Raw genomic sequence first — 26,040 nt, 5'->3', positions numbered from 1 at the left:
CATCACGGCCGCGGCCTCGGTGAGCGGCCACCACCGTTGGGGGCCGCTCCATCGGTCGGCATGGCGTCCGGTGGTTCGAACAGGACAAAGGCCTCGGCTTGGGCACCCAGTAAGCGTTGCAGCGTGGCTCGGTCAGCGGGCGGCAGGTGGGGCAGCGTGGTCACGATTGCGATGAGTCGATCGGCGTCCTCGACCTTCAAGGCTAGGACCGTGGCATGGTGAACCGAGTAGACCAGCACCATGGCGGCGTTGGTCAGTGCGCGGGGGCGCGTGCCGCGGGCCGCCCCGAGGAGCCAGCCAAGCGTTGCGCTTCCGTCGGTGTCGACGTTCGTGACGTTCTGCAACCACGCAAGTAGCGACGGGTGTGTGGTGGCCGGATGTTCGTCAGGCAGAGTGGACGGGGTGGCCCTGGCGATGGCAGCAAGGGTCAGGCGTGGCCACTGCGGCGGCTGGGGATGCGCGTAGTAGGCTAGGGTGTTCCGGGTATTGAACGCGTACGCCAGCGGTACGCGCATCGCTTCCAGTTGGCAGCACATGGTGTGCTGCGCGGGGCGAAATCGGACCAGTTCGTTCGTAGCCACATCCAGGGCCTTGACCTCGAGCATCACCACGCGCGCGCGATCGAGTACGGCAATGAGGTCGGCGCCGAAGCGGCGTGCTTGATCGCCCTGCTGGTTCGCGTACGGCTCAAAGATCTGCGCGCTCATCCCTTGTTCGTGCGCGTACACCTGTAACGCCGCCACGATGGCGCCTTGCACTTCATTTTCGCCCAACACATCTCCTTGCCCCCGCATCGCCGAACACCCTTCGTCGTCATGGACTATGCGTATCGGCGCGCGGGCGCCGTCCTGAAGTCACGGTACGCGGTCCGCCGGTGACGGCTCACCCCTCGGTGGCGGCGCGCATGGCTACCCTTAGTCCCCAGCGGGCCGGCCCCGACCACCGCGACGACGCATCGCTTCGACCCGAGCGAACCGATCCTCGCCGGCGTCCTGGGCAAGGACGCGCTCGGCGTAACGCAGGAGCATGCGTTTGCTGTTCCATCGACCGGCCAGTTGGACTTGGGCCGTCGTCGATCCGGCACGTACCATGTCCTGGGCCGCACCCACCCGGGCGGAGTGTCCGGACAACCAGTAAAGATCGAGGTCCAGACCGGCGCGGGTGACGGCGCGCCGGAAGATCGTGCTTACCTCGCGCGTACCGAGGGGTCGCGATTCGCGCTGGAGGGCATCGTCGCGCCGCCAGCGTAACAACCTGTTTTAAATGGATTTGTGCTTTAGAGCCTGCGTCTAGACGGTAGAACACGCCGGCAACATTTATGGGCTAATGTTCTGGACTGCGAAATCGATTGGGCCGCCCTGCACAGTCGTGCGTGCAAACTGGGCCAGCATTCGGCTCTAGCCAACGAATTCGGGCCGGGCGCGCCGCTCGAGCGTGAGTGGTCGATAGCGGAAAGGCACCTATGCGCTGATTGCGCCGCGCAAGTGCGGTCCCAGGCTCCCGCCAGCGCAATAGCACTTCGCTCTATGTGAAGCCGTTGGCTGGGCCGTCGCCGTCCTGGCGGCCCCACCACGTCCTGCTTGACGAACCCGTCTTGTATCAGCGGTCGTCTTTGTACCTTCCCCAAGGTAGCGGCTTGGCGTTAGGTGTCCATGCCGCCTGCCCGTTGGATCCCGCGGTAGGTCTTCCAGCCACGGACTGTCTGATCTGATCCAACGTGGCACCGTGCGCCATGAGATGTTGTGCTGCGCCGGCGCGCAGTGACTCGGAAGTGAACGTGTGTGCCCTTTTTAGCCCTGCGTCCACGGCGAGTCGGCGAATTATTCGACCGACTTCTTGGGCGCCCATGCCCCCGTTTAACGGGCTGGCATTGGTTCGCTTGCGACCACCAATAGCGGGAAAGAGATAGCCGGCATCAATGGAGGCCTCGGTGCACCACGCCTCGATGTGTGCCATGGTCGCCGGGGATAAGGGACGAAAGTCGAATCGTTCCTCCATCCTTGTCGCCCCTACGGCGGGCACACGAAGGTAGCCGCCCGTACTTTTCTTTCATCTGGACGACACGGATGTTATCTGCGGCGCATTGGTCCGTCGATGTTTGAGCCGCCAGGACGCGCAAATCCCGCTGCTCGATCAGCGCCTAGAGCCCAGTCATGCCTGCTTTGACTTCCAGCAGATGGTCCCGCACCGCCTGGCCGGCTGCAGGGGCATCGCGTTCCAGGAGCGCTTTCACGATCGCACGATGCTGCGCCATGTATCGCGCCTTGCGATCCGGAGTGAGGCTGCGCTGCTTCAAGGCCTCCCATTCGGGCTGCTTGCGCACCCCGTTGATTGCCTCGTAGAGATCGATCAAGAGGTGATTGTGCGACGACGCGAGGATGGCGTGGTGAAGCATCCCGTCCCAATGCTCGAAGTCGAGCACAGTTTTTGCGCGCTCGCTTTGTTCAAGGCAATGCACGATCTGCTGTAGATCCCGGCCGGTGGCTCGCGTGGCCGCGCGCTCGACGAAGGGTGGTTCGAGCACGAGGCGCAACTCCATCACATCGGCTGGGCTTGCCCCATGGATTCGCGCCAGCAGGCTCTCCGCAGCGGACTCGTCGGCCGGCTGGGAGGGCAACCGGGCGATGAAGGTGCCGCGTCCCACGTGCTTGACGATGACCCCATCTTCTTCCAACTGGATCAGGGCTTTCCTGAGCGTATTGCGGGCCATGCCAAACATGCCTACCAGCTCACGCTCAGGCGGGAGCCGATGCCCCACGGGCCAACTGCCGTCGTCCATCCGCTTACGGATGTGCTGCAGCAGCGCTGCGCTCGCGTGCTGGGCACGAATACGCCTGTTTGGATTTAACCCGTCGCCCATTGCGCCTCCTTTGTGAGCCAATTCTAATCCATTCAGGCGTCGTTTGACAACGGCGCGGCCGCGCGCTTGTGCATCGCAGAATGACACCGTTAGCGAATTCACTATATTGGTTCACGTATTGATGCTATTGGATCATAAGTGGATCACCATTGGCGGCGACCAAACGGGCGCGGCACGGGATCGGCTTGACCTTTTTCGGGCGGCGACGCCTATCACGCGGGGTGGGTACATGCGCATGGGACGTTTGGCAACGCTCGCAGCGACAGCAGCTCTGGCCGGGCTGGGGGCATCGACGGCCGTGGCACAAAATTTTGCGTTGAATAATTTCAACCTGATGGTGACCAACGAGGCAAAGCCCGATCCAATCTTCGGCTACGGCACGCCGGACCGCGATCTACAGATGTTCCAATTCGAGCACTTCAGCACCCATGACTGGGGTGATGTGTATTTCGACGCAGAGCTGTATCACGGGCGCGACGTCGGAGCGCCGTTCGAGCTGGGCAACGACACGCAGAACTTGTTCGTGCTCAACCCGCGGTTGAGCATCGGCAGGCTGGCCGACACCCCCATCCATTGGGGGCCGTTGAGCGATCTTTCGGTCATCGCCCGCTGGGAATCGGGAAGTTACCCGTCGAACGACCGGTTCCATTCACAGAATTACGGCCTATCGGCCAACTTCGATGTCGGCGGGTTCGCATGGTTCGAGTCGGGGTTGCTGTATCGGCACACGAACTTTGATCGCCGCACCTGGCTTTGGCGCTCGGTGCTCCTGTCCAAGCCCATCGACATCGGAGGCCAGGCGTTTCACTTCAACCTCCTGTCGCTCGTCAACGGCAGTGACCACCAAGGCACCGAGGTGCTCGAGCGCGCGGATGTGCTGTGGGAAGCAGGGCATCATTCGGAAGTTCAGCTGGGTTTTCGCCTCGAGTACGCGCGTTACGACCACAATCCGGTAGCGAGCGGCGGGGAATACCATCGCTTCACGCCATTCCTGATGCTGAAGTTGACCCCCTGACTTCCAAGGCAGGGCGGGAAGAGCCCGCACTGCCTTGGATGGCGCTTTATCAGACCGGGCCGGGGTTTCGCTCAGCGAAGCCGGCTTGGTGCCAGTAGGGGTAGGCGGGCTGGCGCTTGCTCGCCTTGTCCAAGCGTGCCACCTGTTCGGGCGAGAGATTCCAGCCGACCGCACCGAGGTTGTCGAGAAGCTGGCTCTGGGTGCGCGCACCGATGACCACACTCGCCACCGTCGGCCTCTGCAGCAGCCAATTGAGGGCCACCTGGGGAACCGACTTGCCCACCTCAGCTGCCACACCGATCAGTGCGTCGACGACGTCATACAGGTATTCCTCAGTGACTTGCGGCCCCATGTCAGCGGTCGCGTGCAGCCGACTTCCTTCCGGTAGCGGCTGGCCGCGACGAATCTTGCCAGTCAACCGTCCCCAGCCCAGCGGACTCCAGACGATCGCGCCCACGCCTTGATCCAATCCCAACGGCATCAGCTCGCTCTCGTAGTCGCGGCCGACGAGCGAGTAATAGGCTTGATGGGCGACATAACGCGCATACCCATACCGTTCGGCGACCGCCAGGGACTTCATCAGGTGCCAGCCGGAGAAGTTCGAGCAACCGATGTATCGGATCTTTCCGACGCGCACCAGGGTGTCGAGCGTTGAAAGGGTCTCCTCCACGGGAGTCAGTGCGTCGAACCCATGCAGCTGGAACAGGTCGATGTAATCCGTTCCGAGGCGCTGAAGCGCTGCGTCCACGGCATTGACCAAGTGATACCGCGAGGAGCCCACGGCATTTGGCGCATCAGAAAAGCGGAATGTCGCCTTGGTGGAAATGATCAGGCTATCTCGGGGTCTGCCCTTTAGAGCGGCGCCCAAGATTTCCTCGGCGGCGCCGGAGGAGTAGACATCGGCGCTGTCGAACATGTTCACCCCGTGCTCGAGGCACACGTCGATCATCCTTCGGGCACCGTCGACGTCCGTGGAGCCCCACGCGCCGAAAAATTCCCCCTTTCCGCCAAAGGTGGCGGTGCCGAAACTGAGCGCCGGCACGGTGAAACCGGAATGACCGAGTCTGCGAAAGTCCATGGGTTATCTCCTACAGTTGGGAAAGGATGAAGTATCGGCAACGGCGGCACTGACGACTTGCGCAATGACCTCCGCTTTGCGCTCGCGCAGCGCTTGCGGTCTGTTTTCCGATTCGGAAGGCCACGTTGCGGTGAGCACTGCCGAATGGTGCCGTCCGTTCGTGGGCAGAGAACGTAGGTGGCAGCCAGCTCGCTCAATGCGTGCTGGGCGGTTCGTTCGACGCCCACCTGCCACGCACCTCGAGCGCACAGGCGGATAGTGCGCCCCGGTGTCTCCGGAGCCATCAACGCCGCGGCATTGTGCGCAATCGCTGAGGCCTGGGTGAGCAGCGCAATGCGTTCGCTCGAACGATGAGTCAAGACAGGAATTTCGTCCATAGCACGCACGTGGACGACGATCGTCGGACGACCCACCCGATTCACCGCGCGCTCGAAGACATCATCAATGGACCGCTCGTCGCCGGCTCGGAAGGAAAAGCTTGCAACGTGGCGTGTCACAGTGCGAAGAAGCGCCACGAGGGCAGCAGCCGCCATGTCCTTGGGGTGGATCAGCACGACAGTTTGAGCGCGCCTTGCGACCTGCATGGCGATTGTCGAGCCGGTCACACTTCCATCGACGAACACCATCGCGACATGCGCTTTTTCACGCGGCGGCGGGGCTTGGGTGACCTCGACGGCGCGCCGAAGCCAGGCGCCGAAGTCCCAGGGAAACACCCCAAAGGGGTCATCCCAGGGTGTATCAAGGGGTGGTTGTCTAAGCGGGGCAGTCATGTCGGATCAACCTGATCGAGGGTGCGCTAGAGACGTTCACTGAGCCAGATGGCCGCGCGGCACAGGCGGCTGATCCCGCCGTAGATCGCCGTGTAGCCCAACGCGCCGCGTGAGCCGGACGATATCGCCCAGTCGCGGTGCTCCAGTTCGTCGTTGGGAACGGTCGTTACGGCGGCCCTGAGCGATGCGTCGCTCGAAGGAATCCATGCCAGCTGACCCGCATAGCGGCGCTCGACGACATCCTCCACCGCCTCGGTGCATGCCATCGCCGCTGCGTTGCTCCACCGAGCGGTCAGCACGCCCAGCGCGTAGGCACCCACGTGCCAAACGGGCAACAGAACGGTGGGCCGTACGGCACGCTCCTGCAAGGCGCGCGTGAAGTAAGTCAGGTGCTCGACTTCCTGCGCACGCATGCGGCGCAGCTTGCCGTGCTGAGACTTCGTCCCAGCACGGCAAGCTGCCCTTCATAAATGCGGACGGCGCCATACTCGCCGGCGTGATTGACACGAATGGCCTGGTCGATGCGGCTCATGAGGCGTCTCCGCTCAGAGCCTCAGCGACACCTCGCGTTAATCCGAGCCGTACTGCGCAATAAACATGTCGACGGCCGCGGTCACCGCTGCATCGCGCTGCCGGACGGTGGGTGCATTCTCCACGCCGATCACACGAGCCCATAAGAGCGGCTCGTTGATCAGGCCGAGAAACTGGCGCGTCGCCAGGTTGCGATCGTCGATGTGCCGAAGTCCCTTGCCTTCCAGTTGCTTCAGGAAGTCGGCAACCGCCCGCAAGGTGGGCGATTTGCCGGCTGCAAAGAAACGCTTGGCCAGATCCGGAAAGCGCTGCCCTTCGCTGATGACCATGCGCATGAGCGACACCGTCTCCGCGGGCGTCCAGAAATCGGCGACGGCCTGACCCAGCACCATCAGTCCAGCACGTGCCCCGCGCGCCGCGGCCTCCCGCCCGGTGATCGCGGGTACTTCCATGCGTTCCCAGAGTGCTTCCACCGTGGCTTCGAATAGCGCCTCTTTGCTGTCGAAAATGTTGTAGATCGTGCGGCGCGCGGCCCCCGCACTGCTGGCGATCGTTTCCAGCTTCGTCCCTTCGTAGCCGTCGGCAAGAAAGGCCTGGGTTGCGGCGGCGATGATGGCTTGGCGCTTGGATTGCGCGGGTTTGACGGAACGCATGAGAGCTACGGTGCGATGGGAGGCTCATTACATCACACCTTCTTCACTGCCGCAGCTTCAGTTGTGACAGGGCGAGTTGATCCTCATCATCCATGCAGATGTCGTAGATGGAAAAATTGGCCAGCAAGCGGTCAGGTGAGGATGCCTTGGGAACGACCGCGACGCCCTGGCACACCACCAGATAATGCGACGCTATCTGTGCTGCACTGACGCCATGCTTGGCTGCGATCCGTTTTACGGCGGACTGGTTGTTCACTGCGCCTTTGGCTAGCGGCGAATAGGCAGTAATGGAGCAACCCAGGCCGCATGCCGTTGTGATCACATCGGGCAAAGAAGCGCCAACGTGGTATTCGATCTGGTTGTTCGCTATCGTTTGGGTAGTGAGGGAGGCCGCTTGCGAGAGCAGCTGGGAGCCGAAGTTGGACACCCCGATGTGCCGCGCCAGACCCTCCTCTTTGACCGCATCGAGCGCCTCTATGGTTTCCTTCAATTCCACGGAGGCATTCGGCCAATGCAAGAGCAAAAGGTCGATGTAGGGCGTCTTCAGGTCGCGCAGCGATTTTTCAACGGAAGGTCGCAGATCGCGCCGACGGAAATTCGAAGGCCAGACCTTCGTCGTGATGAACACCTCATCGCGAGGGACGCCGCTTGCCCGCACGGCAGAACCGACCTCGCGCTCGTTGCCGTATATCTGCGCGGTATCGATATGACGGTAGCCGATCGCCAGCGCTTCGGTGACCGAGCGGACGCAAGCGGTTCCGGAGAGCTGCCAGGTCCCAAGACCTATGGCGGGAAGGCCAGCGTGATCGGGTAGAGCAATCTCAAACACGGTCGTCGCCTCAAGTCGGGCGCCGCGGGTGCATTCGGTGTTGAATGCACACACGAGTGCAATGTAGGATGTTGGCATCCTACTCCCCATGCCAAAGGTCCACAAGCGATGGCCGATCCTCTGATCATCTTCGCGTTCCCGACCGTTGCGCTCGAATGGCGCGAGCGCTTCCTCGATGTGTTCGAAACCCTCACCGCCGCCACGCGCGAGGAGGAGGGTTGCCTGGGCTTCCAATTGCACACGCACACGACGGATCAATCGCGCTTTGCGGTCTATGAGGTCTTTGAGAACCAGGCAGCTTTCGATGCCCACGTCGCCGCGCCGCACACCAAGGCGTTCCTTGAGTTTGTGACCCAGAGCGGCACACGCCTCGAGCACGAGCCGTGGATCCCCGTTGATTTTGCATCCCGCTGAGGAGCTTCCGATGTCTATCCAAGATCGCATTGCCCTGGTGACGGGCAGTTCCCGAGGGCTCGGCCTTGAAATCGCACGCGGCCTGGCCCGGTCAGGCTGTGCCGTCGCCATCAACTACGTTCGAAGCAAGGATGAGGCGGAGCAGGCGGCGGAAGCCATTCGGAATGAGTTCGGCACCCGCGCGATTGTCGTCGGCGCCGACGTGTCGCTTGCCGATGAGGTCGAGCGACTGGTGGCGACCATCGAGCGGGAGTTGGGATCGGTCGATATTCTTGTCAACAATGCAGGCATCAACCCGCCGGCATCCCTGGATGCGGTGACCAGCGAGTTGTGGGCAAAGACCCTGGCCGCCAACCTCACCTCGGCGTTTCTCGTGACACAGCGCGTCCTTCCGGGGATGCGCGCAAAGCAGTTCGGCCGCATCGTGATGATGTCGTCGGTCGCCGCCCAGCTGGGCGGGGTCATCGGCCCGCATTATTCGGCGAGCAAGGCCGGCATGCTGGGCCTGATGCACAGCTATGCCAGCCAACTAGCGAGCGAAGGCATCACCGCCAACGCCATTGCGCCAGCCTTGATCGAAACCGACATGATCAAAGGCAACCCCAACATCCGGGCCGACCTGCTGCCGGTCAAGCGCTTTGGCAAGCCCTGGGAGGTGAGCGATGTAGCCGTCATGCTCGCCGCGAACGGCTTTCTCACCGGCCAGACCATCAACGTCAATGGCGGCTGGTACCAGTCATAAGGAGTACGTATATGCGACAGCAATGGCATGTCGATTTCTCAGAGGCCACGGCAATTCTTCAAGCGGCCGTAGCGCACGCCAACACGTTGGGCGTGCCGGTCAGCGTCGTTGTGCTCGATGGCGGTGGCCATCTGGTCGCCGCGTCGCGGCTGGACGAGGCCTCGTTTCAAGTATTCGAGGTCGCCTCGGCAAAAGCGCTGGGTTCAGTGATGATGCGTGCGCCGAGCAAGGCGTTGGAGGACGCAGCGCTGGCTCGCCCGACGCTGGCGACGTTCAACGACGGTCGGCTTTCCATCCAGGGCGCCGTGCCATTGATGGTGAAAGGCCAGTGCGTTGGCGCCGTCGGTGTATCGGGGGGCACGCCCGATCAGGATGAAGCCTGCGCCAAGGCGGGTGCCGCCGCACTGCCGGCTAGCTCCCCCTAGGCCTACCAGTATCCCACTCATGCTGGGTGGGATGCCCACGCTGGATCATCAACCGCCCCGAGGACGCCCGCAATGGCGTCCTCGCTCCATTGGTGCGCGCGAAGAATCGTTACGAGTCCAACCTGCACGGACTGATCCAGTGCGCCGTGCGCCAGGTCCGCCGCTTTCATGACGCGGCGCGACGCCGCGCCCGGGCGCAGGGCCTCGGGGTGCGCTTGGGTGCCGAGTGTCGTGCCGGCGAGTTGGTCCAGGGCGCCGGTCATCAGGATGCTGCCGGGGCCGGGCTCGCATTGCAGCAGCTCGTCCACCGCGACGGCTTCGCGCAAGGCCAGCCGTTCGCCCCGGATATCCCCGCGGCTCAGGCGGCGAAACAATGCGCGCAGCAGGTCGTTGGGACGAAAGGTGCAAGCGAAGGGGGGCAGCCGACGGGCGGCTTCGATCGACAGCCGCGCGGGCACTGCCCGCGGTGTGCGGTGCATGGCTATTACCGCGAGCGGACGAGGAATCCAGGCCACATAGCCATGCGGCACCACCAGCCAGTGGTGGCCTTGGCGAAATTCCAGGACGGAATCCAGCAGCCATAGTTCACGCCCTCGACTCATCCGCACCTGACTGGCGAGTGATTTTTGCACAGCAGCTCCTCCGGTTTACATCCTATCATCCTACCTATTAGTATTTGCGAATGCGAGCAATTCGCAATAACCACAGGTGACGCCATGCACATGTTCGATGCCCCCGGAGAGCCGCGCTTCCCGCCCTATGCCTATCGGGACCTCGAAGCAGTCTCAGTTCGCAAGCACCGAGGCTTGATTCGCGTGGTGCTGGGGGGCAAGGCCCTCGCCGACCTCACGGTGCCGCTCCCTGCCGCCTGGGTGAAGGTGTTTCTACCCGGGCCTTCGGGCGACGTTGGGCGGGCCTACACCGTGCGACGCTTCGATCCGGCTCGCCAGCTGCTGGAAATCGATGTGGTGCGCCGCCGTCAAGGAGGAGCCCTGTCCAATTGGATTTATGAGCGCCTTGCAGTCGGCGACCATCTGCACGTCGCCGGGCCCCGGGGAGGCGTGGCCCCCATGGCGCAGGCGGACTGGCACCTGCTCCTCGGCGACGAAACCGCACTGCCGGCGATCGCCAGCATGGTAGAGGCCGGCCTTCCAGGACGCGCGATCGCATTGGTGGAAGTGCCCTTCCCAGACGATGCCTACGACGAGAATCCGCTGATCCAGTTCCTGTTCCGGAGCCGTGCCGCAAACGATGAGCCGTCCTACCTGGAGACGGCACTGGACTCACTGCCGACGCTGGCTGGCCGGGGAAGGGTCTGGATCGCCGGCGAGGCCGCGGTCGTCAAGCGCTTGAAGCGTGCGGCAGTTGACCGATGGGGCCCATCCGGCGTCACCATTCAAGCCGCGGGCTACTGGAAGATGGGGCAGGCTGACTACAAGGATGACACGCTGGTCACCGGCTGATCCGTCGCGCGGGCTCACCAGAGGCGGTGGTCAGCATCATGGTGGTGATGGCCTTGGCTGCCTTGACGGCAGCCTTCGCATCCTGCGCGCGGACCGCATCGACCAAGACCCGGTGCAGCGCTTCGGCCGGGGCCTGGGCCTCGACCGCGGAAACGTGCTCGGCGAGTTGGGTGCGCACCGATCGCGCGAACAGACCGTAAAGCTCCTCCAGCGCGACATTGTGCGACGCGCGCGCCAGAGCCAGGTGGAAGGCAAGGTCGTCTGCAGTGAATTTCGCGTGGCCCGGGGCGGGAGCGGCCGCGTTCCGCTTGCGAAGGGAAGCATCCAGCTGCTTCAGATCCGCATTCGTGCGTCGCTCGGCGGCGCACCGCGCCACTTCGGCCTCGAGCAGCGCGAGCAGCTCCACGTGATCGCTCCACCCCGCCATTTCAATCCGGCGAAGCACGGCCGAGGAATCTTCGCGGCTCCGGACGATGGTGCCGTGGCCTTGCCGCACCTCCAGCATCCCAGCATGGATCAGCACCTTGATCGCCTCTCGGAGCGTATTTCGGCCCGTGCCAAAAATGGCGCAAAGCTCAGACTCGGTCGGGATTTTTTCGCCGACCGCCCAGGTGCCATCGACAATCGCCTCACGCAGCGCTTCCAGCACACTATCGACGAGCGACGTACGGCGTATCGGGGCAGGCATGGCAGGATTTCGGCTAGGTATGCCGCGAGATCCTACCATGGGATGTTTCTGTTCGAACCACCGCGTGGTTCGACTGCCTCGAGCTTAGCGCGCCGTGCGTGAGTTCATCGCAGGCTTGGGCTTGACCCGTTTTACCCCAGCGTCAACGAGTGGGTCGCCGCCATTGACGGAGCGGATGATGCCGCGCTCCGGCAGGATCGTGCGGGTGTTCTTGTGGATTTCGCCGTCCTTTATCACCAGCAGGATTTTCTCGGGATCCTGAAGCACCGACAGATCCTCCAATGGACTGGATTCGACCAGCACCAAATCGGCGAAGCATCCTTCGCGCACCTCGCCGATCCTTCCTTCCATCATCATGATATCGGCTCCGCCGCGGGTGGCGGATATGAGCGCTTCCTTCGGGGTCATGCCGATGTATTTGACGAAGTACTCGAGGTCGCGCGAGTTGGTGCCGTGCGGCATCCACGCGAAGCCGTAATCGCCACCGGGAAGAATGCGGATGCCGCGCTTGTGCATCTTGCCAAGCGTCTCGGAAGCGACTTCCAACTCGCGGAAATACCCCATCCTCTCGGCGACATCGCGGGTGATGCCATATTCTTCGGCGTTGTAGCAGGTGTTGACGAGCCAGCCGATACCGGGCGCCACGATGTGCTTATCCTTGGCGGCCTCGAGCATGTCGAGCGCTTCGGAGTCCGCGAAGCTGGCGTGGAACACCAGCTCCAAACCGTGTCGAACGCACTGCTTCACGGATTCGCTGGACCGGGCGTGGGCCGCTACGCGCTTACCGAAGCGCTTCGCTTCCGCTGCGAGCATCGCCACCTCTTCCTCGGAGAAGGGCGTCAGTTCCGCGTCCATGCCGGCGATGTACTCGCCAGACAGGTTGATCTTCAGGTGGTCCACGCCGTACTTGATGAACATGCGTGCCGCCTTGCGCACTTCCTCCGGGCCGGACACCACGTGGCCGAAGTTGAGTTCGGGGTAGGGCAGGTGCGGCAGGGTGTTGTCGCCCAGACCGCCGGCCGTGGTGATCTCCTGACTCCCGGCGAGGTAGCGGGGGCCCGGAAAAGCGCCGGCGTTGATGACATTGCGCAAGACCACGTCCAACCGCGCCTTGGCCGCTGCGGCGCCGAGCGCTGAGGTCCACCCCATTTCCAGATACCGCTTGGCCACGCGCACGCACCACAGGATGTGCTCTTCGGGCGGCATGAACTGAATGGCGGCCAGGCTCGGCTGGTCGTTCCACGAGAAATGGGTGTGTGCCTCCGTCATGCCCGGCATGAGGAACGCTCCATTTCCGTCGATGTGTTGCGCGCCGTCGCCGTTTACCTGCGCTCCGTCACGGGCCACCGACACGATGCGGTTCGCCTCGACCAGGACCTCCCCCGGGTAAGGGTCGGCACCGGATCCATCGAAAATCACAACATTCGAAATAACCAACTTACTCATATGACCTCCACCGGGGCATCAGTGCGCGTAGAAGCCCCGCAGCGCGTCGATGCATTCAAAGGGCTTTTCAAGCGGCGTCCAGTGGCCGCAATCGTTCACGATGACCAGCTGGGCACGGCTGAAGCGTGCGGCCAAGGCCTTGTTGCCGTCGGGTGATCCGACGCCGTCTTCCGAACCGGTAACCAACAGCACCGGCGCGTCGACGTTCTCGATGGCGGCGGGAGTGGCTTCGGCCAGGGCCTCGCAACTTTGCGCGTAGCCTTCCGGGGGCTGGCGCATCACCATCTCGCGGATGGCAGCAATCACCGTGGGTGATTGCGACTTGGTCGCAGCGCTTGTAGCGGCCTTCGTGATGGCGTCCGCGATGTCCTGCATCGCCGCGATTCCCTGACGTGCGGCCTCGGCGCGTGCCCGGGTCGCCACCTTCGCCGCATCCGGCTGAGCTGCCAGTGCGCCGAACAACGCAAGGCTCAGCACACGATCAGGATGAGCCACCGCAAGGTGCTGGGCCACGATGGTCCCCATGGAATGGGCGGCCACGTGCACCGACGGGAGATGAAGCGCATCTAGGACGGAAACGACCGACGCGACGAACCCCTCGATCGACAGCGGTGACGACAGCAGATCAGACCGTGCACTGCCTGGCAGGTCGATGCGTACGATTCGCTTGCCATCGAACGCCGAGAGAATAGGGGTCCACACATTCGAGCTTCCGCCCAAGCCATGGATGCACAGAATCGTTTCGTCGCCTTCGCCGTTGAGTTCGACCACGAGTCCGTCGATCACTTGCGTGCTCATGCAGCCACCTCGTTTTCCAGCACGCCAATCCCGGAGATCTCGATGCGCATGCGGTCGCCGACCTTCAGGAAGCGTGGCGGATTGAATCCGATGCCCACGCCCTCGGGCGTGCCGGTCGCAATGATGTCGCCCGGATGCAAGGTGATGCCCGCTGAAATCGTTTCGATCAGCGTGGGAATGTCAAAAATGAGATCGCGGGTATTGGCTTCCTGGCGGAGCTCGCCGTTGATCCAGCAATGCAGATCGAGGTTTGCCGCATCGACGTCGTCTGCCGTGACGAGCACCGGACCCATGGGCGCAAACGTGTCGAATGACTTGCCGAGGAACCACTGCTTGTGGCGCTTTTGCCAGTCTCTCGCCGTAACGTCGTTGAGGATGGTGTAGCCGAAGACGTGGTTGAGCGCGTCCGCCTTCGAGATCCCACGCCCCCCCTTGCCGATGACCACCGCCAGTTCGGCCTCGTAGTCCAAGGCCTCCGTCACGCCCTGCGCCGCCCATACCGGCTCGCCGGTGGCAATCACCGTCTCAGGAGACTTCGTGAACACGATGGGTGATTCAGGAATCGCGTCGGCGGGGTTGGCATGCCCCGCATCGAACCCGCTCTTAGTGAATTCCTGTGCGTGGTTGATGTAGTTCTTTCCAACGCAAAAGATGTTTCTTGACGGGCGGGGGATCGGCGCGAGCAGGCGCACGTCCGTGAGAGCCACCGGTTCACCCAGGTCTAGGTTCGCGATAGCCGCACCTGAACGAATCAGTGCAAGCACATCGGTAACGGGAGTTCCGGCCTGCGTCAGCGGGGCCAGGGAGGCGCCGTCCGCGCTCAGTGCCCCGACGCGTTGCTCATGGTTGTGAATGAAAGTCGCCAGTTTCATAAGTGCTCCATTTGTAATCCAATTGCGAGTTAATATGAACCAATATAGACCGGGGTGGGCCAATGTCACCTTGCGATGCACAAAAATCGCTACAGTCGACGTGTGGCGGAACATGATTGGTTCAATAGCGGGTCTTTTGTCGGTGCATTCGGAGATCGACATCGTTGATCTCGCCAAAGTCCTCGGCTCCTTAAACGGGGATCGGCATCTCAATTCGCGCATCCCGTAGATGGGCCAAGGCCACGACGCCTTCCCCAGGACCTTTTATGGGATCATCCTACCAATTTGGGTGACAGGAGTCGCCCATCGTCGAAACGTTGCGGAGATCATCCATGAATCGTTATTTGATGGCTGCGGCGATTGCCGCAGCGCTTACGTGCAGCATCGCTGAGCCGACCCATGCGCAGGCCGCTGCAGCGGCCAACAACGCCGCTGGTGTCGGGGGCGCGGTCAGGGGCGGTGTGATGGCGGGCAGGGGTGGCGCAGCCTTTCGCACACTCCGTGGCCAAAACGCAGTGCGCGGGCATGCGCCTGATTTTCTTCGGGAGTGGATTGCGGACAACGCAGCCGACCAAATCGTTCGGCGCATGACGCTTTCGGAAAAACTGAACTACATTGGCGGAATGGGAGCATGGGACATCAAGCCCCTGGACCGGTTCAACCTGCCGCAGATCTATGCCACGGATGCCTCCCTCGGCGTACGTCTTTCCAGTCCCGCTGGCGTGAGCTATCCCGCAGGTCAGGCCCTGGCTTCGACGTGGAACACTGCGCTTGCGAGAGACTTTGGTGCGTCACTCGGCCGCGATACCCGCGAACTCGGCTTCCAGAATGTCCTCGGGCCTGGGTTCAATATGTATCGGACGCCGTATGCGGGGCGTGCGTTTGAGTATATGTCCGGGGAGGACCCGTATCTTGGCGCCGCGCTCGCGCCCGACATCATCGACGGCATCCAGCAGCAAGGCGTTTGGGCAACGCTCAAGCATCTGGTTGCCAACGACGAGGAAGAAAATCGCCTGAAGATCAACGTCAAGGTCGACGAACGGACGCTGCGGGAACTGTACCTCGTGCCGTTCGAGTCGGCGGTCAAGATCGCCAAGCCGGCGAATATCATGTGCTCGTTCAACCACATCAATGGCGACCAGGCCTGCGAAAGCGCCCACGTCGAGAGCGACATCGTGAAGAAGCAATGGGGTTACAGCGGCTTCATCGAGTCCGACTACAACGCGATCATCGACGGTAAGAAGGCGGCATTGGCAGGCACGGACATCGACATGCCCCAGGGCATCGGGATGAACGAAGCGAACCTCCGCCCATTGGTCGAGAACGGGACGATCCCACAGGCCGTCATCGACGATAAGGTCCACCGCATCGTCAAACAGCTCCTGCTGTTCGGGTTCACCGAAGGCAAGACGTCGACGGACAACACGCAGACCGCAGACGAGCGACTGCGCAGCGAGGGGGTCGCTCAGAAGGTGGCAGAGGAGGGTATCGTGCTCCTCAAGAACGCCGAAAGTAACCTGCCGTTGTCGAACCGACCGCTGCGCATCGGCGTCATCGGGCAGCGTTCGGTGAGTGCGCCGCCTGCAGGGTTCGGCAGCGCTAACATCGATCCGTATGAATACGTCAACGACATCGACGGCATCCGGGCGGCCGCGCCTTCCGGGTCGACGATCACCTACATCGACCGCATGTCGCTCGATCCGGGCTTGACGCCAAGCGTTTCGGGGTTCACGGGCGCGTATTCGTATGCGGGCAACACGGTCACCCGCGACGACAGCCTCATCAACCTCAACTGGAATCAGGGCGCTTCACCGTTTGGAGGCAACTTCCCGGACGCTGCCGTATGGTCCGGGCAGATTCGGCCGACGGTCAGCGGCGACCATGTGTTCAAGATTCGCGCGGACGGTGCCGTCCGTGTGCAGATCAATGGAAAGGAAATCATCAACAACGGAGCTGGGACGGTCATCACCCCGACGATTCCGCCGACGCTGCCCGTGAGCGGCACCATCTCGCTCAAGGCGGGACAGGTCTACGACGTCAGCATCCAGTACGAACGCAAGCCCGACTACTTCAGCACCCTCGGTGGCTTCCAGGGCGTGCAATTCAGCTGGGCCCAGCTTGTTCCCACGCCCGACTTGGCAAGCTATGACGCAGTGGTTGTGGTCGGTGGCCTGGGCTCCGAATACGAGGGGGAGGGCTTCGACCGCCCCTTCAAGCTGCCCGAAGCACAAGACGAACTCATTGCGAATGTCGCAGCGGCCAATCCCCATACGACGGTGGTGATGCACGCCGGCGGCGGCGTCAGCATGCGGCCGTGGGTCGATAAAGTGGCCTCGGTGCTCTATGCGTGGTATCCGGGGGAAATGGGTGGCAAGGCGCTTGGCAACATCCTGTTCGGCGCAGTCAACCCGTCGGGAAAATTGCCGATCACGATCGAGAAATACGAGTCGGATGACCCGACGTTCGCCAACTATCCGTTGCCGCAGAACAGCCTGCAAAGCACCGATATCGACTATAGCGAAGGCCTGCTCACCGGGTATCGCGGGTTCGAAGCCAAGGGCATCGTTCCGGAGTTCGCATTCGGCCACGGCCTGTCATATTCGACCTTCAACTACAGCAACGTGCGCGTCACGATGGGGAACATCCCCTTCCTTGACGACCGCAATATCGTAGGCACCGTTCGTTTTCGGATCACCAATACCAGCAAGCGTGAAGGTGCGGAGGTCGCGCAGGTCTATGTGGGCGAGAATTCGCCCTCGGTGACGCGGCCGAAGAAAGAACTGAAAGGCTTCGTCAAGGTCGACCTGAAGCCGGGTGAGAGTCGCGAGGTGGCCGTTCCGCTGAACGGTCGTGCATTTGCCTGGTTCAATACCTCGGCTACCGCCTGGCGTGTCGACCGCGGCGCCTACACGGTTTCCGTCGGAGCGGCATCCGATGACATCAAGGGTGCCGATCAGGTGTTCCTGCCGAGGGGCCAAACCCTGTCGGTGCACGACAGCCTGCCGATCGTGATGCCGGACTGGGCGCGGCGGTAATCCCGACTTCGGGGGAGCCCGACGGAAGTCGTGGCTCTCCCGTTTTCGTGGAATGGAAATCCCGTGCCAAACAATGGCCCAGGTCGCTCGACGGCGACCTGGGCCATGGCTGTGGATGGCGCCTTTATGCGACGCGTCCGCCTCCGTCGACGTGAATCACCGTCGCATTGATGAACCCGTTGGTCATCACGGACAACACGGCTTCAGCAATGTCATTGGCCTGGCCTACTCGGCCTACGGGAAGCTGGCTCGCAATCGAATCGAACATCGCCTGCCGGTCTCCGGCAGACAGAAAGTCCCACGTCGGCGTGTCGATGACGCCGGGGGACACCACGTTCACGCGCACCGGTTTCAGCTCGAGTGCCAGGCCCATCGCCATGCCTTCCAACGCCGCGTTGAGCGCAGCCACGATGGTGGCGCCCGGCCCCGGGCGATAGGCGGCCAGGCCGGAAAGGAACGTGATGCTGCCCCCGGCGCGCAGCAACGGTGCGGCGTGTTTCGCGGCGAACAGCGGGCCCCAGAACTTGGAGGCAAGCATGTCCTCGATTTGCGCCGTGCTCACCTTGTCGATGGGCGCGAAGGTCAGGCTGGCCGCGGTGCTGACCACATGATCGACTCCATCGAGGGTGCTGAACGCACGCCGGACCGAGTCCTCGTCGCCGATGTCCACCGACTTCCATGAGGCTTGCCCCGGGATGGTCTCCGCGGCTTGCTTCAGTTTTGTTTCGCTGCGTCCAAACAGCACGACCTCGGACCCCGCGGAAGCGGCCTGATGTGCCACTTCGAGACCCATGCCGGATCCACCACCGATCACGACGACCTTCTTCTTCGATAATGCGTTCATGCGTCTACTCCTGCTGTGAACATCATGGAATCAACATGCGTATCTTGCGCTTGCTCAGAATGAGGGGTATTAAAGCGAGAACGGCCCACGCTCCGGCGAGCGGCGCCAGCCACGCGATTCCCGCGTGCGCAATGACCGACCCGCCAGTGAACGAGCCCAGCACGATGCCGAGATTGAACGCGGCAATATTGAGCCCCGAAGCCACTTCGGCCAGGTCGGCCGCGACGCGACCGGCCACATCGATGATTCGCGACTGGAACACGGAAACGGCAGCGAACGCCGCAAACCCAAGCGTGGCAACGACCGCATAGGCAAACCAGGAATGACCGGTCCATGCTGCCGTGCCGAGCAGCGCGAGGATGAGGATGGCGAGCACCACCAAGGAGGCGCGGTAGGCACCCAGTCGGTCGCGGAGAACGCCGCCTGTACCATTGCCAATGACAGCCGCGCCCCCGAATGCCAGAAGTGCCGCGCTGATCTCGTCGCCGGACATGTCGACCGTAGCCTTCAGCAGGCTCGCGATGTACGTATAGACCGTGAACAAGGCAGCATAGGTCGCGGCGGTAACGGCTGCGGTCAGCACGATAGGGGAAGATACGAGCGCTCGCCTCAGCGGCACGAAGGCTGGCCCCGAATGCGCAGGCGCGTTTTCGTGCGCGAGCTGGGACCGAAGTGCGACCCATCCGGCGCCAGCCAACACGGCGATGGCCAGCAAGAGGGGGCGCCAACCCGTCAGCCGTCCCAAGAACGTGCCAAGAGGCACGCCGAGAACAAGCGCCACGGTCAGTCCGCTGAAGACCAGTGCAACCGCTCGGCCGCCTTTTGCAGGCCCGGCGGCCGTGGCTGCAGCACTGGACGCGACGGCGAGGAAGAGGCCGTGCGCCAGGCCGCTGGCGAATCGGGTCAGCACCACCAGCCAAAGCGTTGGCGAGACCGCCATGGCAAGGTGGGCCATGGTGAACAGAGCAAGGCTCGCCAGGAGCCGGCGTCGGCGGGTCCAGGATGAGAGCCAGCCGGTCAAGAGTGCGCCGCCCACGCAAACGCCGAGCGCATAGGCCGTCACGGTGGTGCCCACCTCAGGGATCGTCACGCGGAACGACGCAGCCATCGACGGCGCAAGACCGATGACGATGAATTCGCTCAGGCCCAATGCGAAGGTCGAAAGCGCAAAGGCATAGATGACAAAAGGCACGGCGTGTTCGCTTTTGAAAGCCTCAAGGGCAGAGCTTTCATCGTAGGGACGCCCCTTGGTTGCTACTATGGTCAAAACAGCAAGGCGGCTTTTCACCATGGCAAAGCTCCCCCCGTTCGAGGGCATGCTGGAATTCGTCGCAGCGGTCGATGCCGAAAGCCTTTCTGCAGCCGCTGAGTCGCTGGGGGTCTCCGTCGCCCACGTCAGTCGCAAGGTGTCGGCCCTGGAGCGAGACTTGGGCCAGCAGTTGCTTTTACGCACGCCTCGGGGCTGCGTTCCGACGGACGCGGGACGCTCGTTCCATGCGCAAGGAAAGGTATTGCTCGCGGGTCTGGAGGAAGCGCGCGACGCTGTGCGTTCCGGCGGGGCGACCGCTAGCGGCTTGATCCGGATCAGCATCGGTGGCTATTTCGCCGAACGGCAGATATTGCCGTTGCTCACCCGGTTTGCGGCTGCTCATCCCGCGATCGAACTCGATATCGGGGTGGTGACGCGCAATGTGGATCTGGTGGCCGAGGGGTACGACCTCGTCATCCGAGCAGGTCCGCTTGCTGACTCTCGGATGCGCGCGAGCAAGATTGCCGTCTTCCAGGGGCACACGCTCGCGGCCCCCGCCTATCTGGCATCCCATGGCACGCCTGCGCATCCTCAGGAACTCGATCCGTCCCAATGTCTGGTCTTGGGACACCGCGAGTGGGTGTTCATGCGCGGTGGCACGCGGGTGGCCTTTGCGCCAGCAGGCCGCGTGCGCGGCGACAGCGGTCTGACGATGCTGGCCGCTACGCGAGCCGGTCTCGGGATCGCGCAGGTACCCAGCTATTACGGTAAGGAAGACTTGGCCCAGGGGACGCTTGTGCGGCTCTTCGATGGCTGGCAGAGCGCCGGTGTCTTCGAGTTCTTTGCCGTGCTTCCCCCTGCCAGCTATACCCCCGGTCGCGTCCGTCAGTTGGTCGACTTTCTGCACGCCGAGCTGTCGCTCTGACGGGCAAGCGCAATGTGCGCATCGCAATCCGCGATGCGTGGGCCGCCGTCAGCGACACCTAGAAGGCGATCGTCGGCGACTACGCGTCCTCACGATGGGCGCAGCCGACGCGGAACGGCCACGCAGCCAGGCGGCGCGACCACATCCTGTTGCTGAAGGTCCTGCGTTATTTGTGATGCCGCGGATGCGACACCGCTCGGTGCTTCACGATCATTGCACTCGTGTGTGCATAATTTCTCTTCCGTGGCTTTCAAAGACCGGAGAAGCTCAGTGACTACCGAAACGATCCAATTCATCAGCGAAGGCATTTCCTGCGCGGGTACCCTGTATCGGCCGATCGGGGATGGCCCGTTCCCGGCCGTGGTGCTTTCGCACGGGTTTGGTGCAGTACGAGGGATGCGCAACATTCCTGAACTTGGCACCGCGTTGGCAGAGAGCGGTGTCATCGCACTCGCCATCGACTACCGCTATCTGGGCGACAGCGGAGGCATGCCTCGACAGCAGGTCATCCCGCACGCGCAGCGCCAGGACTTGGTCAATGCCCTGTCCTACCTTGAGACCCGCGAGGATGTGGATGCCGCGCGTTTGGGGCTGTGGGGAACCTCGTTCAGCGGCGGCCAGTCGATCCAGGTGGCAGCGTTCGATCGCCGCGTGAAAGCACTTGTGGTGCAGGTCCCGGCAACGGACCTGTATCGACAGATCCAGTTCGAGGCGCCGTCAGCGCAGCGTGATCTGATCAACAGCACGATCGCGTCGGAGCGCCCGCGTCACTTTGCCGGGGAGAAGCCGGCCACGATGAAACTCGCAGACACCGCGGAGAATCCGTCCGTGTTCGGTCCTGAATCGCTGGACTGGGCGACACGCAATGAGCAGGAGCACGCCCAGTTTCATAATTACGTGACGGTGACGTCGCTCGAGCAGGCCGTCCAGACCGCTCCTGGGGGTTACATCGCGTCGGTATCGCCGACACCGCTGTTGCTGATCCTCGCCGAGCCGGATAAGACCGTTGTAACAGAGCTAACCCGCGAGGCGTTCGAGCGCGCCCGTGAGCCCAAGAAAATGCTTGTCGTCGAGGGGCTTCACTACGATGCCTACGATGTGCCGGAAACGCTAGCAAAGGTCACATCGGTAGCTCGGGATTGGTTCGTGTCCCACCTTCTCTGACGCGGTCACGCCCGGCCAAGCTAGCCAGTGAAGTCGGGCGAGCCGGGCTTGGCTCAGGTGCCGGGTAGATGCCGCGGCATGCCATCATTCGATCGAGTCCCAGGAATTCAGAAGTGCGGTCCGACTTGACATGGGCGGGCTTGTCGGTACGCTCGAGGCAAACCTTCGACGATGGATCGACGCATCGCAAAGAACGACGTGGTCCTGCTGGATGGACCAACGATCCGCCGTGGTGTGCGACTATGGGATGACTGACGAGCGGCTCGCGCACCCATGCAGGAAAGCGATGCTCTTCTACACGCTCCGGCACTTGAACCGGCAAGCCGCCGAGGTGTCATCTGACCCCGCCACGCAGCACGTGATTGTGGAAAACCGGCTCGCTGTGGAGGCTTCGATGAGCGAGGATCGCTCAATAGCGCGTATCCTGTAGGCCTCGTGCACGCACGCGAGGCCCCGCGACGAGCAGAGCGGCTCCGTCGATAGCGTCTGGGCCGTGGTTGGCGGCAACGCGACGGTCACGGGGGCGATAAACGCCGTGAGCGTTCGGCCCAGTGGCGAGGTAGGGATATCACCATCCATGCGCGCGTGATCGTCCCGGTTTACACGTGCTTAAACTCCGTTTTGCTCACGGTGAACCACGGGATGAGCGCGGCTCCAAAGCCCCCGTTGAGGAGCGCGAAGAGACCGATACCCACTTGCCACCAGTGCAACGCGAAACTCACCAGGCTGGCAATCGTGAGCGTTATCGCGGTCAACAGGATGCGACCGGTTCGCCAGCGCACGCCCGGGAGCGCGGCCAGCGCGAGCGGGATGCGCTCGGTCGTCGGCTCTGGCTCCGCCAGAGCATCTAGGTCGATAACGCCTTCATGCAAAAGCAGCAGGCCGCGCACCAGCACGGGCGAGGGGAGGCGGCGGGGCCACGGCGTGGGATCGGCTACACCATAGGCTCGCAACAAGCCTGCGCTGAGCCGATAACCAGGCAGTGCTTGAACCAGGCGGTCACCGAGAATCGCCCAGACTTCGCTGGTCTCGCTTTCACCGACCCTGTATAGGCGAATGGACTCGGCAGTCGGATAGGGCGCGATCGCGACTTCGCCAGGAATGGTATCGGCGCGTGTGCGGCGGAGCAGTTCGACGCGGTTTTTCCCTTCGGTGGCGAGCACGACCCCCAGCGCGGGCCACCATGTCAGTTCGGCGTAGTCCATTCGTGAGCGGTCAGCACGTTCGTCCGCGAGTAGATGGGCGAGCAAGCCGGGAAGCGCCTGCGCCGTCACAGACTTCGCGTTGCGCTTCCAGCTCCACCCAAGTACCCATCGGGTCGGAACCCGGGCAGGGAAGCGCTCTTCCCCAACGGGGAGTAGAAAGGGAATGCAGTGGCGCAAGAACCTATCGCCCGATACAGAGCGCTCACCTCCCGACACCATCCATTCCTGCAGCAGGCGAGATGCACCCCTGCGCAATAAACGGTCGGCTGCGTATTTCATCGTGACGAGCCGCTCCACCTCCGCAAGCAGGGCGGGGCAGGGTGGTGGTGGCAGGCGATGAAGCGGCCAATGCCCGCCGTGCGAACGTGGTGCGAGGGCGGCCGTTACCCGTGCATACGATGGCGGTATCGGCTCGCTGCACGCGCTACCCATGGCATGAAGTGAGGCCCGTTGCTCAAGGCGTTCGAACACGGAGGTCAGGTAAGGCGAGGTCATGCGCGTTAGGCTTTCCTGCGGCGGTGGCGCTACTAGACGCGGCGCGGCTCAGGGGCGCGATCCCGGACGGGGCGGGGGCGACGCATTGTCCGCCTCATCCGTGGCCGTGTCGGCGGGGCGAGTGAACATGGCGAATGCCTCGGCCTGCGCGCCAAGCAGACGATTCAATACCCGTCGGTTCGCATCTGTCAGGTACGCATTGGTAGTCAGTGCATTTCGCAACGCGAGCGAATCCGCTGGGTCCATGGCCAGCAAGCGCTGATGGGGCACCGAGTAAATGAGGAGGAGGGCTGCGTTGGTGAGGTCCCGCGGGTAGGCGGCCTCCGCCCCCATGAGCCAGCCCAGGGCGGGGGACATGTCAGCCGGGCGCTCGGCGTCCGATTGCAGCCACTTAAGCAGGGTCGGGTGGCCGGGGGCAGGGTGCTGATCGGTCAGGCGTGAGGGCGTGGCACGGGCGACATCGGCCAGCGTCCGCTCCGGAAAATCGAGCGGCTGGGGGCGGTCATGGTATGCCAAGTGGGGCACCGTGTTGAACGCGTAGGCCAGCGGGAGCCCGGCCTTTTCGAGATGCAGGCACATCGCGTGCTGCTCTGGCCGAAAGCTCATCAGGGTGTGCGTGGTGGTGTTAAGCACCTTCAACTCCAACATCAGCACGCGCGATTCGCCCAGCACTGCGAGCAAGTCGGCGCCGAATCGCCGGGCCTCGTCGCCTTGTTGATTGGCATACGGCTCGAACAGTTGAGCGCTCATCTGGCGTTGCCATGCCCACACTTGCAGTGCGCCGACGATCGCCCCCTGGAGGTCGTTCTCGCCCGTTAACGCTCTCGTCGCCATGCTCATCCATCCCTGAACTGAAATCGTGTACTGGTGAACCTGATCGGCCGACGCCGACAGAACTTAAGGGCAAAAAGTCCTGTCGCGACTCGCTGTACGGCGGTGCCGGCGCGCTGCCCCGAAGCTGCGGGAGATTTCGTCTCCGGCTAGGGTGAAAGGGCAACCCGCCGCCATTAGCTGATCCGATAGAACCTTCAAGGGCGAGGGAGTAAGCGCGAAGCTGATGTACACAAAATCGGCCGCCTGGGGCTATGAACGTAAGCACCGCATCGTGTCGGGGCATGGCCGAAACGCGGCTCTGGAGTACGAAGACTTTCCGTTGGGCGCGCGGGAGCCTGAGTCGGTGTTCTTCGGGCTCAACGCTGAACGCTGAACGCGATTTCGTGAGTGAGGTGGAGGCGATTCTCAGCGAGACGTACCCTGATGTGAATCGGCTCCAAGGGGTTCGCTCAGCCCATGACTTCACTTTGTGCTTTGGTAAGATCGAGCGCTCACCTCCTCGATAGGCGGGATTGTGGAACCGGCGCATCGTCAACGGTAGGGCTCGCATCGGTACGGCAGGTAACATCGCTCGCGGCCTGGGAGAGAGACACGGAGGACGCATCTGACCAGGGGCCAGCGCCGATCGACGGGCTTGTTCTGGACGCGACGGACATGACTGACGCCATCATGCGCGGTGACTTGGCGGCGGCGCGGATGTACGCCCACCTGATCGGCATCAAAGGCGAATGCCTGGGGATGTTCGCCACGGCCACCTCGGCCCGTCAGGTCCCTGTTTGCCTGGGCGCGCCAGCCACCGGCGTGCGGCCGGGGTTCGGGTGCGACTCCGGCCATCGGACGTCTTCCGGGGCCGTCAGGCACGGACGCATAGCCACGCAGATCTACCTAAGACCGAGGACAGATGGCGCGCCGAGTGCAGGCGCCATACCCTCCCGTCGGGGGGAAGAGACGTGTGGTGTCCCATCAAGCTGTGCCAACCATGGCTTCGCCCGAACGATCCGCTGCGGCTTACATGCCCATGTCGACGGATCGGCAGGAATATTCGATCCTCAATCAGACCATGGCAATCGCCAGAAAGCACCCCCATCGCGAGGCGTCCAAAACAGCGGCGAACCGGCTTTCCCGAACTCATGGTTCGATCTGCCGTGGACGCAACGCGATGAGCATGTCCATTAACACGTCTGAGAGATCCTCCTGGTAGACCATCAGGTCCGGATTGAGCTGCCAGGCGATGCCCGCGGGACCCATGCCAGGCAGAGGCACCACCAAGTCTTCCTTCGCGTGCCGGGATTCGGGTTCCAGCTTGGCCAAGGGCACGCGCAGGCGAGAAAACTGCCGCTTGGTTGCCGTGATCATGGCAATCGATGCGTCCGTCGCCAACGCTGGGTTATCGCGCAAGCGCTCATCGAGCATACGAATGAACTCATACACCCCGAGCACCCAAAGGTGAGCCTGAATGATGATGCGCTCGTGCATCAGGATGCCAAAGGCATCCTCTAACGGTCGACCATCCTGGCCCAGAAGATGCTCCCGCCGAATGCCGCGGAGCTCTGCATCGACAATCCCCAAAAGCTGCAGGTGATGCGGCAGCCCCCCCGTCGCGCGCCGGATCACGAATCCAGCGAAACGTACCCACTCGCTGTAACGTTCGTACTCCATGGCGCTCCGTAGGGCATCTGCCGGTCTGCCGGATTAACCGGGGGTC

The 26,040-nt window shown here is 62.9% G+C and carries 23 protein-coding genes and 1 pseudogene; 8 read left to right on the top strand and 16 right to left on the bottom strand.

The annotated features are described in order from the left end of the window. Positions 1–2: 2 nt before the first annotated feature. Together QRN34_RS12715 and QRN34_RS12710 are read right to left on the bottom strand one after the other, a co-directional pair. Complete coding sequence (locus QRN34_RS12715) at positions 3–773, bottom strand: hypothetical protein (RefSeq protein WP_285404928.1); 771 nt, start codon at positions 771–773, stop codon at positions 3–5. A gap of 1,367 nt (positions 774–2,140) precedes the next feature. Next, positions 2,141–2,860 carry an FCD domain-containing protein gene (locus tag QRN34_RS12710; protein ID WP_285404926.1) on the bottom strand — a complete coding sequence of 240 codons (720 nt, stop codon included), beginning with the start codon at positions 2,858–2,860 and terminating at the stop codon, positions 2,141–2,143. Between the two features lie 229 nt (positions 2,861–3,089). Between QRN34_RS12710 and QRN34_RS12705 the strand changes: the two genes are divergently transcribed. Beyond that, positions 3,090–3,875, top strand: coding sequence for a hypothetical protein (locus tag QRN34_RS12705; RefSeq protein ID WP_285404924.1), 786 nt, complete (start codon positions 3,090–3,092; stop codon positions 3,873–3,875). 49 nt (positions 3,876–3,924) lie between these two features. Here the strand turns inward: QRN34_RS12705 and QRN34_RS12700 are convergent, their stop codons facing one another. The 4 genes and pseudogenes from QRN34_RS12700 to QRN34_RS12685 form a co-directional block, all read right to left on the bottom strand. Next, positions 3,925–4,953: an aldo/keto reductase gene (locus tag QRN34_RS12700; RefSeq protein ID WP_285404922.1), complete on the bottom strand. Its 1,029-nt coding sequence runs from the start codon at positions 4,951–4,953 to the stop codon at positions 3,925–3,927. Positions 4,954–5,749: 796 nt separating this feature from the next. After that, positions 5,750–6,255 (bottom strand): annotated as a pseudogene (locus QRN34_RS12695) (demethoxyubiquinone hydroxylase family protein). Between the two features lie 37 nt (positions 6,256–6,292). Then, positions 6,293–6,907 (bottom strand): TetR/AcrR family transcriptional regulator, encoded by a 615-nt coding sequence (locus QRN34_RS12690; protein WP_285404920.1) that lies wholly within the window; start codon positions 6,905–6,907, stop codon positions 6,293–6,295. 43 nt (positions 6,908–6,950) lie between these two features. Further along, entirely contained in the window at positions 6,951–7,814 is an 864-nt protein-coding gene (locus tag QRN34_RS12685) for an aldo/keto reductase (RefSeq protein WP_285404918.1), read from the bottom strand. A gap of 30 nt (positions 7,815–7,844) precedes the next feature. On the opposite strand from QRN34_RS12685, the gene QRN34_RS12680 reads away from it, so the two are divergent. The 3 genes from QRN34_RS12680 to QRN34_RS12670 are packed head-to-tail and all read left to right on the top strand — an operon-like array spanning position 7,845 to position 9,317. Continuing rightward, the gene (locus QRN34_RS12680; RefSeq protein WP_285404916.1) at positions 7,845–8,150 is read left to right on the top strand and encodes a putative quinol monooxygenase; all 306 of its coding nucleotides are present in this window, start codon (positions 7,845–7,847) and stop codon (positions 8,148–8,150) included. A gap of 10 nt (positions 8,151–8,160) precedes the next feature. Beyond that, a complete protein-coding gene (locus tag QRN34_RS12675; protein WP_285404914.1) occupies positions 8,161–8,892 on the top strand; it encodes an SDR family NAD(P)-dependent oxidoreductase in 732 nt (243 codons plus the stop codon). Between the two features lie 11 nt (positions 8,893–8,903). Continuing rightward, positions 8,904–9,317, top strand: a complete 414-nt coding sequence (locus tag QRN34_RS12670) for a heme-binding protein (protein WP_285404912.1) — start codon at positions 8,904–8,906, stop codon at positions 9,315–9,317. Positions 9,318–9,334: 17 nt separating this feature from the next. On the opposite strand, the gene QRN34_RS12665 is transcribed toward QRN34_RS12670, so the two are convergent. Beyond that, a complete protein-coding gene (locus QRN34_RS12665; RefSeq protein WP_285404910.1) occupies positions 9,335–9,949 on the bottom strand; it encodes a hypothetical protein in 615 nt (204 codons plus the stop codon). An 84-nt stretch (positions 9,950–10,033) separates the two neighbouring features. On the opposite strand from QRN34_RS12665, the gene QRN34_RS12660 reads away from it, so the two are divergent. Next, positions 10,034–10,780 (top strand): siderophore-interacting protein, encoded by a 747-nt coding sequence (locus tag QRN34_RS12660; protein ID WP_285404909.1) that lies wholly within the window; start codon positions 10,034–10,036, stop codon positions 10,778–10,780. Here the strand turns inward: QRN34_RS12660 and QRN34_RS12655 are convergent. The 4 genes from QRN34_RS12655 to QRN34_RS12640 form a co-directional block, all read right to left on the bottom strand. Beyond that, complete coding sequence (locus QRN34_RS12655; protein WP_285404907.1) at positions 10,770–11,468, bottom strand: GntR family transcriptional regulator; 699 nt, start codon at positions 11,466–11,468, stop codon at positions 10,770–10,772. The two genes, QRN34_RS12660 and QRN34_RS12655, sit on opposite strands and share 11 nt — an antisense overlap. Before the next feature lie 84 nt (positions 11,469–11,552). Next, entirely contained in the window at positions 11,553–12,914 is a 1,362-nt protein-coding gene (locus tag QRN34_RS12650; RefSeq protein ID WP_285404905.1) for an amidohydrolase family protein, read from the bottom strand. A gap of 18 nt (positions 12,915–12,932) precedes the next feature. Then, positions 12,933–13,712, bottom strand: coding sequence for an alpha/beta hydrolase (locus QRN34_RS12645; RefSeq protein ID WP_285404903.1), 780 nt, complete (start codon positions 13,710–13,712; stop codon positions 12,933–12,935). After that, positions 13,709–14,584 (bottom strand): fumarylacetoacetate hydrolase family protein, encoded by an 876-nt coding sequence (locus QRN34_RS12640; RefSeq protein ID WP_285404901.1) that lies wholly within the window; start codon positions 14,582–14,584, stop codon positions 13,709–13,711. The genes QRN34_RS12645 and QRN34_RS12640 overlap by 4 nt, the downstream gene beginning before the upstream one ends. Positions 14,585–14,916: 332 nt before the next feature. Between QRN34_RS12640 and QRN34_RS12635 the strand changes: the two genes are divergently transcribed. Further along, positions 14,917–17,619, top strand: a complete 2,703-nt coding sequence (locus QRN34_RS12635; RefSeq protein ID WP_285404900.1) for a glycoside hydrolase family 3 C-terminal domain-containing protein — start codon at positions 14,917–14,919, stop codon at positions 17,617–17,619. Between the two features lie 124 nt (positions 17,620–17,743). On the opposite strand, the gene QRN34_RS12630 is transcribed toward QRN34_RS12635, so the two are convergent. Then, the gene (locus tag QRN34_RS12630; RefSeq protein WP_285404899.1) at positions 17,744–18,463 is read right to left on the bottom strand and encodes an SDR family oxidoreductase; all 720 of its coding nucleotides are present in this window, start codon (positions 18,461–18,463) and stop codon (positions 17,744–17,746) included. A 22-nt stretch (positions 18,464–18,485) separates the two neighbouring features. Beyond that, entirely contained in the window at positions 18,486–19,754 is a 1,269-nt protein-coding gene (locus QRN34_RS12625) for an MFS transporter (RefSeq protein ID WP_285404898.1), read from the bottom strand. Here QRN34_RS12625 and QRN34_RS12620 point away from each other — a divergent pair. Beyond that, positions 19,753–20,637, top strand: a complete 885-nt coding sequence (locus QRN34_RS12620; RefSeq protein ID WP_285404897.1) for a LysR family transcriptional regulator — start codon at positions 19,753–19,755, stop codon at positions 20,635–20,637. The two genes, QRN34_RS12625 and QRN34_RS12620, sit on opposite strands and share 2 nt — an antisense overlap. A gap of 270 nt (positions 20,638–20,907) precedes the next feature. Beyond that, on the top strand, positions 20,908–21,801 hold the full coding sequence (locus QRN34_RS12615) for an alpha/beta hydrolase (RefSeq protein WP_285404896.1): 894 nt from the start codon (positions 20,908–20,910) through the stop codon (positions 21,799–21,801). 599 nt (positions 21,802–22,400) lie between these two features. Here the strand turns inward: QRN34_RS12615 and QRN34_RS12610 are convergent. The 3 genes from QRN34_RS12610 to QRN34_RS12600 form a co-directional block, all read right to left on the bottom strand. Next, positions 22,401–23,006 (bottom strand): hypothetical protein, encoded by a 606-nt coding sequence (locus QRN34_RS12610; protein ID WP_285404894.1) that lies wholly within the window; start codon positions 23,004–23,006, stop codon positions 22,401–22,403. A 543-nt stretch (positions 23,007–23,549) separates the two neighbouring features. Further along, on the bottom strand, positions 23,550–24,335 hold the full coding sequence (locus tag QRN34_RS12605; RefSeq protein WP_285404892.1) for a hypothetical protein: 786 nt from the start codon (positions 24,333–24,335) through the stop codon (positions 23,550–23,552). Positions 24,336–25,463: 1,128 nt separating this feature from the next. Then, on the bottom strand, positions 25,464–25,994 hold the full coding sequence (locus QRN34_RS12600) for a hypothetical protein (RefSeq protein ID WP_285404890.1): 531 nt from the start codon (positions 25,992–25,994) through the stop codon (positions 25,464–25,466). Positions 25,995–26,040: the final 46 nt, after the last annotated feature.

The sequence above is a fragment of the Luteibacter sp. ME-Dv--P-043b genome, from assembly GCF_030209605.1.
Taxonomy (GTDB): Bacteria; Pseudomonadota; Gammaproteobacteria; order Xanthomonadales; family Rhodanobacteraceae; genus Luteibacter.
Note: the sequence above shows the minus strand (reverse complement) of the source record. Positions and strands in the feature narration are given on the sequence as shown.